Source organism: Streptomyces boninensis (assembly GCF_048572725.1).
GTDB lineage: Bacteria > Actinomycetota > Actinomycetes > Streptomycetales > Streptomycetaceae > Streptomyces > Streptomyces boninensis.
This window is the reverse complement of the sequence record NZ_CP183837.1, coordinates 4,528,742-4,543,693: the sequence shown is the minus strand read 5'-3', so window position 1 is coordinate 4,543,693 and position 14,952 is coordinate 4,528,742. Positions and strand designations below refer to the sequence as shown.

At 70.6% G+C, this 14,952-nt stretch carries 15 protein-coding genes; 8 read left to right on the top strand and 7 right to left on the bottom strand.

Annotation, left to right across the window (positions count from 1 at the left end; translation table 11 throughout):
* The first annotated feature begins 64 nt into the window (after nucleotides 1-64).
* The 5 genes from ACNNMR_RS20625 (at nucleotide 65) to ACNNMR_RS20605 (ending at nucleotide 5,880) form a co-directional block, all read left to right on the top strand.
* A complete protein-coding gene (locus ACNNMR_RS20625) occupies nucleotides 65-1,345 on the top strand; it encodes a DNA cytosine methyltransferase (RefSeq protein WP_419996122.1) in 1,281 nt (426 codons plus the stop codon).
* A gap of 85 nt (nucleotides 1,346-1,430) precedes the next feature.
* Complete coding sequence (locus tag ACNNMR_RS20620; RefSeq protein ID WP_419996121.1) at nucleotides 1,431-2,306, top strand: bifunctional DNA primase/polymerase; 876 nt, start codon at nucleotides 1,431-1,433, stop codon at nucleotides 2,304-2,306.
* Between the two features lie 2 nt (nucleotides 2,307-2,308).
* Nucleotides 2,309-3,781 carry an ATP-binding protein gene (locus ACNNMR_RS20615; RefSeq protein ID WP_420000425.1) on the top strand — a complete coding sequence of 491 codons (1,473 nt, stop codon included), beginning with the start codon at nucleotides 2,309-2,311 and terminating at the stop codon, nucleotides 3,779-3,781.
* Nucleotides 3,782-4,265: 484 nt separating this feature from the next.
* The gene (locus ACNNMR_RS20610) at nucleotides 4,266-4,508 is read left to right on the top strand and encodes a helix-turn-helix domain-containing protein (RefSeq protein WP_419996120.1); all 243 of its coding nucleotides are present in this window, start codon (nucleotides 4,266-4,268) and stop codon (nucleotides 4,506-4,508) included.
* A 115-nt stretch (nucleotides 4,509-4,623) separates the two neighbouring features.
* A complete protein-coding gene (locus ACNNMR_RS20605; protein WP_419996119.1) occupies nucleotides 4,624-5,880 on the top strand; it encodes a tyrosine-type recombinase/integrase in 1,257 nt (418 codons plus the stop codon).
* Between the two features lie 115 nt (nucleotides 5,881-5,995).
* Here ACNNMR_RS20605 and ACNNMR_RS20600 read toward each other — a convergent pair whose 3' ends face one another.
* Nucleotides 5,996-6,487 carry an inorganic diphosphatase gene (locus ACNNMR_RS20600; protein ID WP_165234872.1) on the bottom strand — a complete coding sequence of 164 codons (492 nt, stop codon included), beginning with the start codon at nucleotides 6,485-6,487 and terminating at the stop codon, nucleotides 5,996-5,998.
* Nucleotides 6,488-6,573: 86 nt separating this feature from the next.
* Here ACNNMR_RS20600 and dacB point away from each other — a divergent pair, with 86 nt between their 5' ends.
* The 3 genes from dacB (at nucleotide 6,574) to ACNNMR_RS20585 (ending at nucleotide 10,834) form a co-directional block, all read left to right on the top strand.
* Nucleotides 6,574-8,067: a D-alanyl-D-alanine carboxypeptidase/D-alanyl-D-alanine-endopeptidase gene (gene dacB / locus ACNNMR_RS20595; protein ID WP_419996118.1), complete on the top strand. Its 1,494-nt coding sequence runs from the start codon at nucleotides 6,574-6,576 to the stop codon at nucleotides 8,065-8,067.
* 110 nt (nucleotides 8,068-8,177) lie between these two features.
* On the top strand, nucleotides 8,178-9,224 hold the full coding sequence (locus tag ACNNMR_RS20590) for an NlpC/P60 family protein (RefSeq protein WP_419996117.1): 1,047 nt from the start codon (nucleotides 8,178-8,180) through the stop codon (nucleotides 9,222-9,224).
* A 212-nt stretch (nucleotides 9,225-9,436) separates the two neighbouring features.
* Nucleotides 9,437-10,834: a PP2C family protein-serine/threonine phosphatase gene (locus tag ACNNMR_RS20585; protein WP_419996116.1), complete on the top strand. Its 1,398-nt coding sequence runs from the start codon at nucleotides 9,437-9,439 to the stop codon at nucleotides 10,832-10,834.
* Here ACNNMR_RS20585 and ACNNMR_RS20580 read toward each other — a convergent pair.
* The 6 genes from ACNNMR_RS20580 to ACNNMR_RS20555 all read right to left on the bottom strand — a co-directional run bounded on the left by ACNNMR_RS20580 (nucleotide 10,759) and on the right by ACNNMR_RS20555 (nucleotide 14,932).
* On the bottom strand, nucleotides 10,759-12,225 hold the full coding sequence (locus tag ACNNMR_RS20580; RefSeq protein ID WP_419996115.1) for a DHA2 family efflux MFS transporter permease subunit: 1,467 nt from the start codon (nucleotides 12,223-12,225) through the stop codon (nucleotides 10,759-10,761). The two genes, ACNNMR_RS20585 and ACNNMR_RS20580, sit on opposite strands and share 76 nt — an antisense overlap.
* Before the next feature lie 95 nt (nucleotides 12,226-12,320).
* Entirely contained in the window at nucleotides 12,321-12,809 is a 489-nt protein-coding gene (locus tag ACNNMR_RS20575) for a MarR family winged helix-turn-helix transcriptional regulator (protein ID WP_419996114.1), read from the bottom strand.
* 58 nt (nucleotides 12,810-12,867) lie between these two features.
* Nucleotides 12,868-13,203 carry a DUF2516 family protein gene (locus tag ACNNMR_RS20570; RefSeq protein WP_420000424.1) on the bottom strand — a complete coding sequence of 112 codons (336 nt, stop codon included), beginning with the start codon at nucleotides 13,201-13,203 and terminating at the stop codon, nucleotides 12,868-12,870.
* A gap of 113 nt (nucleotides 13,204-13,316) precedes the next feature.
* Nucleotides 13,317-13,964: a hypothetical protein gene (locus tag ACNNMR_RS20565; RefSeq protein WP_419996113.1), complete on the bottom strand. Its 648-nt coding sequence runs from the start codon at nucleotides 13,962-13,964 to the stop codon at nucleotides 13,317-13,319.
* Nucleotides 13,961-14,395, bottom strand: a complete 435-nt coding sequence (locus ACNNMR_RS20560) for a helix-turn-helix domain-containing protein (protein WP_419996112.1) — start codon at nucleotides 14,393-14,395, stop codon at nucleotides 13,961-13,963. Before ACNNMR_RS20560 ends, ACNNMR_RS20565 begins: the two co-directional genes overlap by 4 nt.
* A gap of 84 nt (nucleotides 14,396-14,479) precedes the next feature.
* The gene (locus tag ACNNMR_RS20555) at nucleotides 14,480-14,932 is read right to left on the bottom strand and encodes an ankyrin repeat domain-containing protein (protein ID WP_419996111.1); all 453 of its coding nucleotides are present in this window, start codon (nucleotides 14,930-14,932) and stop codon (nucleotides 14,480-14,482) included.
* Nucleotides 14,933-14,952 lie beyond the last annotated feature (20 nt).

The following is a 14,952-nucleotide window of genomic DNA, read 5'->3' as shown; positions in this document are numbered from 1 at the left end:
TCTCTCGCCAAAGACCGCGACCGCCCCGGCTCTACCTGCTCCAGCAGAACAGGAGAACTCCAGCATGACCGACCACCCTGCTATGCCGCCGGAGGGCGGCAACATCAGCCTGTGCACCGGCTCCGGCGCACTCGATCTCGCTGTGGAGGCTGTCACCGGCCTACCCACCCTCGCCGTGGGTGAGAAGGACCCGGCTGCCTCCCGGCTTCTCGCGGCCCGGCTGCCGCATGCCGCGAACCTCGGCGACATCACCGCCGTCGACTTCGCCGCGCTGGCCGCATCGTGGCCGCGTCCGGCGGCGCTGACGGCTGGCTTCCCGTGCCAGGACATCTCCAACGCCGGACCTCGGGGAGGAATCGCCGGTGACCGCTCAGGACTGTGGAAAACCATCGCCCAGGCTGTTCGCCACCTTCGACCCCGGCACGTGTTCCTGGAGAACGTCGCCGCCCTCCGATCCCGCGGCCTCGACGTCGTCGCCGGTGACCTGGCCGCGATCGGGTACGACGCGCGGTGGATGTGCCTACGCGCTGGAGATCCCGAGATCGGGGCCTGCCACCGCCGGGACCGCTGGTTCGCCGTCGCGTATCCCGCTGCTGAAGACCCCCACCTCGCAGTTGGGCCGCAACGGCGGCCCGCAGCACCCGGACAAGCGAAAGGCGGGTGGGCACGGGCCGACGCTGGAGGACGAAGTGGTGTTCTTGCTGCCCCCGACCGCTCGTTGAGGCTGCTGCCTACCCCCGCGGCGGCCGACGGCACCGGCGGCCCCGGGATCTCGCCCAAGCGCAAGGGCGGCATGAACCTGCGCACCGCCGTCACCCTGCTGCCCACGCCGACGGCCCAACGCTATGGGCGCAACCGGTCCGCCTCAGCGGGTGCGAGCTCGCGCCCCTCGCTCGAATATCTGGTCCGCGATCTGCTGCCCACCCCCAAGGCGTCGGACGGCCCGCACGGCGGACCGAACCAGCGCGATGCGGCGGGCAACTACTACCTGCCCGGACAGGCCGTACGCCTCATCGACGCGTGGGTGGCCACCAACGGCACCGACTATGGCCCAGCCATACACCGCTGGGAGCACGTCCTGGGGCGCATGGCTCCGGAGCCGACCGAACCCGGGGTCAAGGGCAACCGGCGGCTGTCGCCGGCGTTCGTGGAATGGATGATGGGCGCCGATCCCGGCTGGGTCACCGACCCCGAGCTGGGCCTGTCCCGCTCCGACCAGCTGAAGATCCTCGGCAACGGCGTCGTCATCCACCAGGCCGCTCTGGCCTACCGCACGCTGCTGGCCGCCCTCGCGGCCCACGTCGCAGAGCCCGCTGCCGCGCAGCTCGCCCTGGACATCGCCTAACGATGCGCCCGGGGCGGTCGCTCTCTCGCCAAAGACCGCGACCGCCCCGGCTCTACCTGCTCCAGCAGAACAGGAGAAGACCAGCATGCCCCAATCCACCGAGACCGACACCCGGCGAGAGAGCAGCGTGAGCGCGCATCTGCGCACCGCCGTGGACCTGGCCGCATCCAACGTCCCCGTGTTGCCTCTGCGGGCGGGGAAGGTGCCGTTCGGCAACTGCTACCGGTGCGCGGGCAACGCGTGCGGCGGCCGGCCGAACATGAAGACCGCCGGCCCCTGCCGCTGCCCGGCCCCGTGCCATGCATGGGCGGCCGCCACCTGCGACCTGGAAGTCATCACCTCGGACCTCTGGCGGCGCGCCTGGGCGCAGACTGCGGCCGTCGCCTACCACCCCGGCGGAGCCGGGCTGACGGTCGTCGACCTCGACGACACCGGCGCCGTGGCATGGGCGCGCGAGCACCTGCCCGCGACCCAGACCGTGCCCACTACCCGGGGTGAGCACTGGCTTTACCTGGGGGAGATGCGCTCAGTCAATGCCGTACGGCCTGGCGTGGACATCAAGTCCACGATGGCCTACGCCCGCTGGCTTGGCCCGGGCACCGGCACCCCCACGGCGCTCCCGGAGAGCGTGCGCGCACTCGCCGCGCAGGTATCCGAGGCACCCGCACCGGCAGCCGTGTCCGCCGCTGCACCGGCCGGGGGCGGGGAGTGCCGGCACCGCACGCCAGCGTTCCTGGAGCGGGGCATCGCGATGGCGGAGGAGCGCATCACCCAGGCCACCAGCGGCGTGCACGCCACGGTCTACGGCACCTTCCTGGCCGTGCTGGCCACGCACGGGCGGTGCGGCTGCCTGACCGAGGACCACATCGCGCGCCTGTTCACCGCGGCGCAGGCCAAGGGCGAATCGCCCCGGCACTGCACCGAGGCGTGGACCAACGCCCGCACCAGGTTGGGACTGTGACCATGGCAGAGGACGACAAGATCCCGGCCCGCGAAGTCATCGCCGACTACGCGCAAACCCACTTCCGCTACTTCCGCACCGCCGACGGCACCGTATACGCGCAGCGCAACGGCCACCCGGTGGCCCGTCCGATCCGCTCGCAGGGCACCACCGGCAGCCACCGCCAGGAACTCATGGTGGGGCTGTTTCGGGACGGCATCGGCGTGTTCAACGGCACCGCGCTCAAAGAGGCGTTGGACCTGATCGAGGCTCTGGCGCTGACGGAGGAGGTGCAGCCCGTGCACCTCCGGGTGGCTCCCGGGTTCGACGGTGCGACCTGGCTGGACCTGGGCCGCAACGACGGCCTGTCGGTCCGTATCCACGCGACCGGATGGGACGTCCTCACGCCGGATCCGGTAGAGGTGTGCTGGCGGCGCACGCAGCTCACTGGCGAGCTCCCCTTGCCCGTGCAGGACACCGACGGCAAGGGCGTGGACCTGCTGCTGAGGCTGTGCAACTTCGCGACCGCGGAGACCGAGTGCCTGGCCATCGCCTGGCTGATCGGCTGTTTGGGTCCGTCCGTGCCCGTCCCTGCGCCGTTCCTCACCGGGCCGCAGGGAGCGGGCAAGTCCACCGGCGGGCGCATGCTCGTGCGGGTCATCGAGGGCATGAGCGGCGACCTGCGCCGCGCCCCCAAGGACGAGGAGAACCTGACGGCCGCGGTGGCGGCCGGATGGGTCACCGCGCTGGACAACCTCTCCCATTTGACGCCGGATCTGTCCGATGCGATGTGCTGCATCGTCACCGGGGCGGAGAACGTCAAGCGGGCCCTGTACACCGACGGGGACGTAGTCCGCTCCCGCTATCGGCGCCCCATGCTCCTGACCGGCATCGACGTCGGCGTCATCCGGCCCGACCTGGCCGAACGGCTGCTGCCGCTGCGCTTGGAGAGGCCCGGGGTCCGGCGGACCGAGGCGGAGCTGTGGGCGGAGTACGAAGAGATCCTGCCCGTCGTGCTGGGCTCTCTGCTCGACCTCACGGTCAAGGTCCGTGCGGCCGATGCCGAGATCCCCACAGACCTGCGGATGGCGGACTTCGCGCACCTGTGCGCGCAGCTCGACGCGGCCACAGGCCTCGGAGCGCTTGCCGCGTACCGGCAGAGCCTGGACGATCTCAACGACGACGTCATTGAGGGTGACCTGCTCGCGCAGACCGTGTTGCAGCACGCGGGCGGCATGGAGCAGGGCAGCGAGCAGCGGATGGCCTCCGCCGAGTGGCTGCACTGCCTCACCCGCCTCTATGTCGGGGAGGACTGCCGTCCCCTGCCGAAGGGGTGGCCCACCACCGGAAAGGTGCTCTCCGACCGGCTCAAGCGCCTTCAGCCGACTCTTGCCGCACGCGGGGTGTTCATCGACTGGGGGCGCACCAGCGCGGCCCGTTACATCGAGCTGAGTCGCCCGCCGGCCCCGGTGCCTGAGCAGGAGCAGGCGTTTTGACCTGCGGCGATGAGCGGCCGTCCCTGGCGAGCAAGAAGAGCACGCCGCGCCGGATGTGCTCCTCTTGTTGTTCGGCGGCTTGCCGCCGCCCAAGGGTCGCGCCGCGAAGCGGCTCCTTCTCCGCTCTTCGCTCTTGAAAGGGCGCACCACAAACAGACACCCCCTCTTTTGTCTCAAGAGGAGAGACCCTGCGTCACCTGCGTCACCATGGGCCCTGAAACGGCCTCTGACCTGCTGCTACAGCGGTGACGCAGACGGCCGACCCCTGCGTCATCCTGCGTCACCCGCGTCACCGGTAGAGAGAGCCGCTGCGTCACCGGTGACGGAGCCCTACCCCTCTGCGTCACCCAAAACCAGCAGGTCAGGGCCCATAGGTGACGCAGGTGACGCGGTGACGCAGAAATCCCAACCTCGGACACACAACCCGCACCGCTCCAACCCCAGCACGCCTTCGCAGACTCAAATCTCTCGCCAGGAGGACCCAATGACCGCCGCGCCGATCCCCGAGGCCGTGAACACGCTGCGGGCCGGACTGCCGGACCGCTACCTGACGCCGGAGGACATCTCCGTCACCTTCGTTGTCCCCGTAGAGACCGTCTATTACTGGCGCAAGCGGCGCATCGGCCCGCCCGGGTTCCGGGTGGGCAAGCACCTCCGCTACGACCCCGTCGCCGTGCGGGCATGGGCGCGCGAGCAAGAGGGACGCGACATGGACGAAGCGGCCTGACCGCGGCGGGGGTGAGGTGACGCCTCACCCCCGCCCCTGAACCTCGACCGATTCCCCGTGGCGGGGCGACCTCGACGCCTCCGCCCCGCCACCCTGCGCGAAAGGCTTCAGACCCATGGCCGGGCACATCCAAGACCGCTGGTACAAGACCGTCACCGACGAAGACGGCAAGCCCCGTAAGACCAAGACCGACCGGTACGGGAAGGGCAGCCGCTACCGCGCTCGCTACATCGGGCCGGACGGCACCGAGAAGTCCAAGAGCTTCGCCGATGGGCAGAAGCGACTGGCAGAGAAGTGGCTCAACAAGATCGAGGCAGACATGGCCGACGGCACGTATATCGCCCCGTCAGCCAGCCGCGTCACGTTCGGGCAGTACGCGGAACAGTGGCTTGAATCACAGGGCGGCGAAGTGACGACACGTTCGTCCGCGGCCACCTGTGTGCGGCGGCACGCCGTCCCCTACCTGGGCTCAAGGCCGCTCACCTCATTTCGCCCGGAGCACATCCGTACGTGGCTCTCCGAGCTGGAACAGAACGTGGTCTCCGCCTCGTACCGGTCGGCCATCTTCCGGATCACTTCGACCGTGCTCAGCGCGGCCGTGGACGACGGCTACCTGAAGACCAACCCGTGCCGCGCCCGCAGCGTGCGCCCACCGAAGGCGATCAGCACTCGGGTACGCCCGTGGCTGCCGGAGACGGCCCGCGCCGTACGCGAGGCGCTGCCCGAGCGGTACCAGGCCATGGTGGACGCCGCAGGCGGCTGCGGCCTGCGGCAGGGGGAGGTGTTCGCCCTGGCGGTCGACAGCATCGACACCGAGGCCGGATGGCTGCACGTGACGTGCTCGGTGAAGCAGGTTGGGCGACACCTGATGTTCGGTCTGCCCAAGGGCGGCAAAGAGCGCGATGTGCCCCTGGCGCCGGCAGTCGCGGAACGGCTGGCCGCGCACATGGCGCAGTTCCCTCCCCAGTCGGTCACCCTGCCGTGGCAGACCCCGGACGGACCGCCGGTGACCCGGGAGCTGCTGTTCCTCCGGGAGGGCAAGGCCCTGGCCGTACACCGCAACGTCTTCAACAAGGACGTGTGGAAGCGGGCCCTCGCCAAGGCCGACGTCATCCCGAACGAGGTCAAGGAAGGCCGGTACGCCGCGGCGCGCGAGCACGGGATGCATGCGCTGCGCCACATGTACGCCTCGGTCCTGCTGGACGCGGGCGAGAACATCAAGGCGCTCAGCCAGTACCTCGGACACCACGATCCGGCGCTCACCCTGCGGGTGTACGCGCACCTGATGCCGAGCAGCGAAGGCCGCGTCCGCAAGGCCGTGGACCGCACTCTGTACGGCTCTGACGGCCCAGAGACGGCCCAAGCCGCCTGATCGGCCTACGCGGCCACGACAGGCATGGGCCCGCCGCCGTACCCGATCACGGGACGGCTGCGGGCCCAGCCTTCAGCGTGTCACCCCGAAATGGAGGCAAAACCGCAGGTCAGGGTCAGTGACCGCCCGACGCCTGGAGTCGCTTGTAGGACGCTTCCACCTCAAGTTCAGCGTCGACCCGGCCGACCCAGTTGGCGCCCTCGACGGACTTGCCGGGCTCCAGGTCCTTGTAGACCTCGAAGAAGTGCTGGATCTCCAGGCGGTCGAACTCGGAAACGTGGTGGATGTCCCGAAGGTGCTCCACCCGGGGGTCGGACGCCGGCACACAGAGCACCTTGTCGTCGCCGCCGGCCTCGTCGGTCATACGGAACATGCCGATCGCGCGGCACTTGATGAGGCATCCGGGGAAGGTGGGCTCGTCCAGAAGGACCAGCGCGTCCAGCGGGTCGCCGTCCTCGCCGAGCGTGTCCTCGATGAAGCCGTAGTCTGCCGGGTAGCTGGTTGATGTGAAGAGTCGACGGTCCAGGCGGATCCGACCGGTCTCGTGATCCACCTCGTATTTGTTCCGCGAACCCTTCGGGATCTCGATGGTGACGTCGAACTCCACGGGTGGCTCCTCCATGATCAGCACATACTTCGGGTGATTAAGTGTCCCCCACGAGAGTGTGTGGTGGCGAAAGGGGCTGGTCCGCGTTGATCGGCAGGCAGCGGCAGCGCCTCACGGCGTGGTGGGCGGCGCAGGACCGGCAGGGGCAGCGCACCTTGCAGGTCACAGCGGGCTCAGCCGCGCTCGGCCTCGTCATCGCGGCCGGGGCGGCCGCGATGGCCGGCCCGTGGGACAACGGCCAGCGTACGGCCGAGCGGGACCAGGCGTACGCCCGGGACCACACGGGTGACGGGCGTCACGGCCGTCCGGGTGTTCGTGATCTTCCCGACGCCCCGCAGGCCCCCGGCGTGCTGACGGCGCTCGGCCCCGGGTCAGGCGCCCCCGCGGGCGCCGCCGACGGCGCGCGGCACGGCGCCCCGGCGCCGACGGCCGGGGGACTTAAGAGCGCGCTGGAGCCGCTGCTGAAGGACAAGGCGCTGGGCCCGGTCCGTACCGCCGCGGTGTGGGACGTCACGACCGGCCGGGAGCTCTTCGGCCAGAAGGCCGGCAAGACGGCCGTCCCCGCCTCCACCGTGAAGCTGGCGACGGGTGCGGCGGCGCTGTCCGCGCTCGGGCCCGCGCACCGCATCGAGACCGAGGTGACGGGCACCGGCCGCGACGTGTGGCTGGTGGGCGGCGGCGACCCGGTGCTCAGCAAGGACCGGATCCGCGACCTGGCCGAGGACGCCGCGGGGGACCTCAAGGGCGAGAAGAAGCCGATCCGCGTCCGGTACGACACCGGCGCCTACTCGGGCCCCGACCTGCACCCCTCGCTCGGCCGCAATGACAACCTCGCCCCCGTCGTCCCCCTGATGATCAACGAGGGCCGCCTCGACGGCAGTGGCCACGGACCCGCCCCCCGCGCCATGGACCCGGCGAAGGACACCGCCGCGGCCTTCGCCGACGCGCTGCGCAAGGCGGGGGTGCGCGTCGAGGACGGCGCCCCAAAGGAGAAGGGCGCGCCCGACGACGCCGACCGGCTCGCGGTGACCAGCTCGCCGCGGATCTCCGACCTGGTCGAGCGGATGCTGGTGCACAGCGACAACGACATCGCCGAGCACCTGGCCCGCCAGGTCGCCCTGAAGGCGGGCAAGCCCGCGAGCTTCAAGGGCGGCGAGGACGCGGTCACGGCGGCGCTGAAGAAGCTGAAGCTGCCGGTCGGCGGCGCCCGCTTCGCCGACGGCAGCGGCATCGACCGCGCGGACAAGGTGTCGGCGGAGCTGCTGACGCAGCTGCTGGTGCTGGCCTCCTCACCGAAGGAAACCGAGCTGCGCCCGCTGCTGACCGGGCTGCCGGTGGCGGGCTTCAACGGCACGCTGAAGAACCGCTACGACGGCGCGGGCGCGAAGGCGGGGACCGGTCTGGTACGGGCCAAGACCGGCACGCTCACGGGGGTCAACTCCCTCGCCGGGACGGTGGTGGACGCCGACGGGCGGCTGCTGGCCTTTGCCTTCATGACCAACGGGACGAAGGACCGGGGCGGGGCGCAGTCGGCGCTGGACGCGATGGCGGCGGCGGTCGCCAACTGCGGGTGCCGGTAGCAGGTTTATCCAAAACCCCCGGGTTATCCACACGTACTGTAAATCGCTACCTCCGCGTGGCAGCATCCCCAACTGGAACGCAGTTACGGGATCTTTCGACCGGAGGTCACATGCGTGGGGGAAGCGTCGCCGTCAGTACCGCCCTGGTCATCGCGCTGGCCGGCGGGTGGGCCGTGCCCAGCGCGCTGGCCGAGCCGAGACCTGACCCGACGCCTGCGCAGCCGGCTTCCCTGGAGGAAGTCCACACCAAGGTCACCGAGTTGTACGAGAAGGCCGAGGCCGCCACCGAGGCGTACAACGCGGCGGAGGAGCAGGCCAAGAAGCAGTCGGCGGCGGTGGTGAAGCTGGCCAGGGCGGCGGCCAAGGCGCAGGGCAAGCTGGACCGGCTGCAGAAGAAGGCGGGCGCGGCGGCCCGCGCGCAGTATCGCGGCGGCGGCCTGCCCGCGGAGGCCCAGCTCCTGCTCAGCCGCAATCCGGAGAACTTCGTCAATGACCTCCAGCTGGCCCGCAAGGGCCAGGCAGGTGCGAGCCGCCTGATGAACGAACTGACCACGACAAAGAGCCAGTTGGAGGGCTATACGGCGGACGCCGCCGACCGCTGGGAGCGTTACGAGAGCAAGCGCAAGGCCAGGCAGAAGGCCAAAAAGGAGATCAAGTCGAAGCTGGCCGCCGCAAAGAAGCTGGAGCAGCGGCTGGCCGCCGAGGAGCGCGCCCGGCTGAAGCAGCTGGAGGAGGACAAGGCGCAGGCCGCGCAGGCCAAATGGCTGGACTCCGGGATATTGGACGAGATCAACGGCAAGGCCAGCAAGGCCGGGAAAAAGGCGGTGAAATACGCCACCGCCCAGCTCGGCAAGGACTATGTGTGGGGCGCCGAGGGCCCCGAGACCTTCGACTGCTCGGGCCTGACCCTGCGCGCCTGGCAGGCCGCGGGCCAGACGATCCCGCGCACCTCGCAGGAGCAGGACCGCCAGCTGCAGCACATCAACATCAAGGAAATGCGCCCCGGCGACCTCATCATCTACAAGGGTGACGCTTCTCACGTCGGCATATATGTGGGCAAGGGCGCCATGATCCACGCCCCCCGCCCGGGCCGCCAGGTCACGGTCGCGGGCGCCGGATCCCTGCCGATCAAGTCGGTGGTGCGACCAGACGCGTAGCGGCCATGGAATCAACCCCGAAGCCCCCGCTTGCGTCCGAAATGGCGTGAGGAATGTCATGGCCAGGGGCAAAACCCCGCCAGATACCGGCATATGACAATGGCGAATTGCCGTCAGGCGTTCCGTACCGGTGTGCGAAACCGCTAGGGTCCACCCTGGCGGTCTGCCGTACGGCGGCCGTCGGCCCTCGGGGGGAGGGAAGGAAGACCGCAATGCCCGTTACCGGGCGGCCCTCTGTGCTGCCGAGGCAGCGCACCGCGGCCGGTCGAGCGCAGCTCGCGACCGGGCCGCTCACCGTGCTGCTCATCGAGAACGACCCCGAAGGCGGCATCAGCGTCCCCCGGATGCTGGAGCAGGCCGGCGGGGTGCGCCGCGATGACAGCATCCGCATCCGTACCGCCCGCAACCTCACCGAGGCCGCGCGGCTGCTCACCCATGACGTGCACTGCATCCTGCTCGACCTGGACCTGACCGGCGTCGTGAGCGCTCCGGGGGAGGGGCAGCCGGGGGCCGGCGCTGGCGCCGGTGCCGCTGCCGCGCTGGCCGGCTCGGGAGCCGCTGCCGCTGCTGCCGCTGCCGGTTCCGCCACCGCGGGAGCCGCCGCCGACGGCGCTGCCGGGCGCGCCGCCGACGACGACCAGCTCGACACGCTCCGCGCCGTGCTGCGCATGGCCCCCGGGCACGCCGTGCTCGCCCTCACCGGCGAGACCGACGCCGAGCGCGGCGCCGAGGCGGTACGGGTCGGCGCCCAGGACTTCCTGTACCGCGACGAGCTCGACGGGCGCCTCCTCGGCCGCGCCATCCGGTACGCGGTCGAGCGCAAGCGCGCCGACCTCGCCCAGCGCCAGCTCACCGCCACCCGGCTGCGCGCCCAGGAGAACGCCCGCCTCGAGCGCGGCCTCCTCCCCACCCCGCTGCTGGACGGCTCCGGGCTGCGCTTCGCCGCCCGCTACCGCCCGGGCCGCAGCCGCGCCCTCCTCGGCGGCGACTTCTACGACACGGTGCGTACCGCCGACGGCTCGGTGCACGTGATGATCGGCGACGTCTGCGGCCACGGCCCCGACGAGGCGGCCCTCGGCGTCGAGCTGCGCATCGCCTGGCGGGCGCTCACCTTCGCCGGGCTCTGCGGCGACGAGCTGCTCTCCACCCTCCAGCAGGTGCTGGAGAACGAGCGCTCCGACGACGAGATCTTCGCCACCCTGTGCACCGTCGACATCGCCCCCGACGGCCGCCGCGCCGGGCTGTGCCTGGCCGGCCACCCGGCCCCGCTGCTCTCCCGCCCCGGCGGGCCCGCACAGCTGCTCCCGTACGACAAGGGCGGCCCGGCGCTCGGCCTGCTCCCGAACGCCCGCTGGCCGCGCCAGCAGGTGGAGCTCGGCGGCGCCTGGAGCCTGATGATGTACACCGACGGCCTGATCGAGGGCCGCATCGGCAAAGGCAAGCAGCGCCTCGGCCAGGAAGGCATGGTCGACATGATCGAGGCCCTCCGGGAGGAGGGCCTCGGTGGTGAAGCGCTGCTGGATGCGGCGGTACGTCAGGTGCGCGAGCTCAATGGCGGGGAGCTGACGGATGACCTCGCGGTCCTGCTGCTGGACCGGGAGAGCCGCTGAGTGGCCCCGGGCCGCTCGCCCCGCAGCACCACCAGGGCCACCAGGAAGGCCACGGCCATCAAACCCGCGCCCACCCCGAACGCCAGGTGATAGCCGCTGGTCAGCGCCGCGGCTTCGCTGCTCCCGGCCGCCGCCCGGCCCTCCGTACGCGACGCCGCCAGCGTCGTCAGCACCGCCACGCCCGCGGCGCTGCCGATCTGCTGCGTGGTGTTGAACAGGCCCGACGCCAGCCCGGCGTCGCGCTCCGAGGCGCCTGACATGCCCAGCGCCGTCAGCGCCGGGAGCGCAAGGCCGAAGCCGGCCGCCAGCAGCATGACCGGCAGCAGGTCGGTGGCGTAACTCGCCCGCACCGGCAGCCGGGTGAGCAGCCCGAGCAGCACGGTCAGCAGCGCAAGCCCGGTCAGGAGCACGGCCCGCTCCCCGAAGCGGCCGATCAGCCGCGCGGAGACGCCCAGCGACACCACGCCGATGATCACCGCGGCCGGCAGCATCGCGAGCCCGGTCTCGGCGGCCCCGTAACCGAGCACCTTCTGCAGATACAGCGCGACCAGCACCTGGAAGGAGAACAGCGCGGCGACCATGAGCGCCTGGACCGCGTTGGCGCCGGAGACATTCCGCGAGCGGAAGATGCGCAGCGGCATCAGCGGAGTCGCCGCGCGCGCCTGCCGCAGCACGAACCCGGCCAGCAGCACCGCCGCGAGACCGCCGAAGCCCAGCGTGTGCGCCGAAGTCCAGCCGTACGCCTCGACCTTGACGACGCTGTAGATGCCGGTCATCAGCCCGGCGGTGACCAGTACGGCACCGGCGACATCGGCTCCGGCGGCGAGGCCGAGCCCGCGGTCGGCGGGCAGGGCGCGGACGGCGAGGGCGAGGGCGGCGACGCCGATCGGGAGGTTGATGAAGAAGATCCAGTGCCAGCTCAGCGCGTCGGTGAGGACGCCGCCGAGGACCTGCCCTATGGAGGCCCCGGCCGCGCCGGTGAAGCTGAACACGGCGATGGCCTTGGCGCGTTCGGCGGGCTTGGTGAAGAGCGTGATCAGGATGCCGAGGCTGACCGCCGACGACATCGCGCTGCCGATCCCCTGCAGGAACCTCCCGGCGATCAGCACCGCCGGCGACGTGGCCGCGCCGGCCAGCAGCGAGGCGGCGGTGAACACCCCGACACCCGCCAGGAACATCCGCTTGCGGCCGATCAGATCGCCGAGCCGGCCGGCGAGCAACAGGGTGCTGCCGAAGGCGATCAGGTACGAGTTGACGACCCAGCTCAGCCCGGCGGGCGTGAAGCCGAGGTCGCTCTGCATGGCCGGCATGGCCACGGTGACGATGCTGCCATCGAGGATGGTCATCAGCATCCCGGTCGATAGGACAGCCAGTGCGAGCCAGCGAGACATGAGCGATCTCTCCTGTCGGGAGTGGAGCAAGCAGTAGCGAGGGCGACAGGAAAGACCGTAGCAGATAGTTCCGTTGCAGACTATCTATTTGGGCATTACTTCTCGCGCTGCCGTGCCCGGCGGGCCGGGCGAGGAGATTCGGCGGGTGCGGCGAGATGTCCGCCGACCAGCAGCTTCAGGCCGTCGAGCAGGGCATTGCGCGAACCCGCGGAGAGGGAGTCGAGCGCCTCCTGGTGCACCCGGTCGACGACGTCCTGGCTGCGCTCGGCCATCCGCGCACCGTCCTCGGTGACCGCGATGATGCGCGCGCGCCGGTCCGTACTGGACGGGCGCCGCTCGGCGAGGCCGGCCTTCTCCAGGGCGTCGACCGTGACCACCATCGTGGTCTTGTCCATGTCGCCGATCTCGGCGAGCTGGGCCTGGGTGCGTTCCTCACCGATGGCGTGGACCAGCACGCAGTGCATGCGCGCGGTCAGGCCGAGCTCGGCGAGCGCGGCGGACATGCGGGTGCGCAGGACGTGGCTGGTGTGGTCCAGCAGGAAGGAGAGGTCGGGCTGGGTGCGATTGGGCGCCATGGCGGTCATGGCGCCCAGTGTAGTTCCGTAACAGATAGTCCGGTACGGGCTATAAGCGTCGGCGGCGCTACCGCCCGCCGTTGTACGGCCCGTACGGCCCGTCCGAGCTGGAGCCGCGGCGCCCGCCGCCCTTGCCGGAGACCTGCCGCAGCGCCGGCCGCACATCGACCATGAAGACGATGGCCGCGATCACGGCGATGATCTGCAGGAACATCATCGGCACCAGCAGCATGATCGCAAAGGCGACGCCCAGGATGATCAGCCAGAACTGCTTGGTGTTCTTGCTCGCGGCCCGGTAGGCGTCCTCGCGGGCGATCGCCGCCATCACGAGCGCCACGCCCGAGAAAACGGTGAGGGCCAGGAAGATCCAGCCGATCACCGAGTAGAAGCCGTTCACCAGCACCCGAACCACCGCCAAAAAATTGAAGGCCTCAACTTAGGAAACCGTACCCGTACAACGGGCCGGACACAGGGTATGTGCCCGGCCCGCGTGGGGTACGGCGCTCAGCTTCTCGCTCAGCTCTCGTTCTTCTTCGCCGCCGTCGTCTTCTTGGCGGTCGTCTTCTTCGCCGCCGGAGCCGTCTTCTTCGCGGCGGTCTTCTTCGCCGCGGGCTTGGCGGCGGCCGCGGCCGGCTTCGGCTCGTCGGCGGCCTTGGGCTCGGCCTTCGGCTCAGCCTTGGCGTCGGCCTTCGGCTCCGGCTCCGCCGCGACCGCGGGCTCCGGCTCCGGACGCACGATCTCGGTGGTCACCTCGATCGCGTCGGCGGCCTCGCCGCGCCACTCCTTGACGGCCTTCTGCCCGCGCTCGGCCAGCTCGTCGTACGTCTCCCGCGCCTTGACCGCGTACTCGGCGGCCCGGCCGACACCCTGCAGCGCCAGGTCCTGGGCGGACTCGCGCAGCTTCTTGATGTCGGTGTCCAGGTTGCCGAGCGCCTCGGTCAGCTTGGTCTGCGCCTCCTTGGCCCGCTCGGTCGCGCGGTCCTGCACGGCCTTCGGGTCGGTCTCGCGCAGCTTCTCGATACGCTCCGGAGCCTGCTCGCGGAGCTTCTCGACGAGCGCGGGCACCTCCTGGAGCTTTTCCCGTACGAGGTCGGCGGTGCCGGCGACGGCGTAGAGCGGGGTGGGGTCGGTGAGCGTCTTGCGGACGTCGTCCTGGATGGTCATGAGGGTTCCCTCCCTGAGGATGGGCCAGAGGAGCCGGCGGGACCGGAATCGCCGGCCGGATCGGCTGCGTACTCGTTCTCCTTGCGGAAGGAGTCGTAGATCTGCAGCAGCGCCTGCTTCTGCCGCTCGCTGATCGACGGGTCGACGAGGACGGCGTGCCGCACGGCGGCGCCCGCGGCCGTCTCGCCCGCTCCCTCCCGCTCGGCCTCGAGGATCCCGGCCTGCACATACAGCGTCTCCGCCGAGATCCGCAGCGCCTTGGCGAGCTGCTGCAGAATCTCCGCGCTCGGCTTGCGCAGCCCGCGCTCGATCTGGCTGAGATACGGATTGGACACCCCGGCCGCATCGGCGAGCTGCCGCAGGCTCAGCCGCGCATTGCGCCGCTGCTCCCGCAGGAACTCTCCGATGCCACCGGGGTTGAGTGAAGCCATGCCTCCAGGCTGCCGCGCCGTGCTAACTATTGCAAGCACTCGCTAGCTACTGTGTCGCACGACACATATCGCGACTGTATCGCGTTACGCGTCGCCGCCGCGCTCGCTGAACAGCTGCACCAGCGCGTCCTTCTCGAACATCCTCGCCGTATCAACGGCCGACGGCGTCCCGGCGCCCGGATCAGCCCCATGCTCGACCAGAACCCGCACCACGTCATCCGCCCCCTTGAAGACGGCCCCCGCCAGCGGCGTCTGCCCCCGGTCATTCACCTGATCGGCATCCGCCCCGCGCTCCAGCAGCACCCGCACGGCATCGGCATGCCCGTGATAGGCGGCGAGCATCACGAGCGTGTCGCCCTTGTCATTGGTCAGCGTCGCCGGCACCCCGGCATCCACGTACGCCGCAAGGGTGTCCGCCTCCCCCTGCCGCGCCAGGTCGAACACCTTCCCGGCCAGCTCGAGCACCTCGGGATCATGCGCATGCTCGGTGTTGTCGGGCGACTCGGACTGGCTGCGGCCGGGCATTGCATCGCTCATGCCTTCACCTTAGACACCGG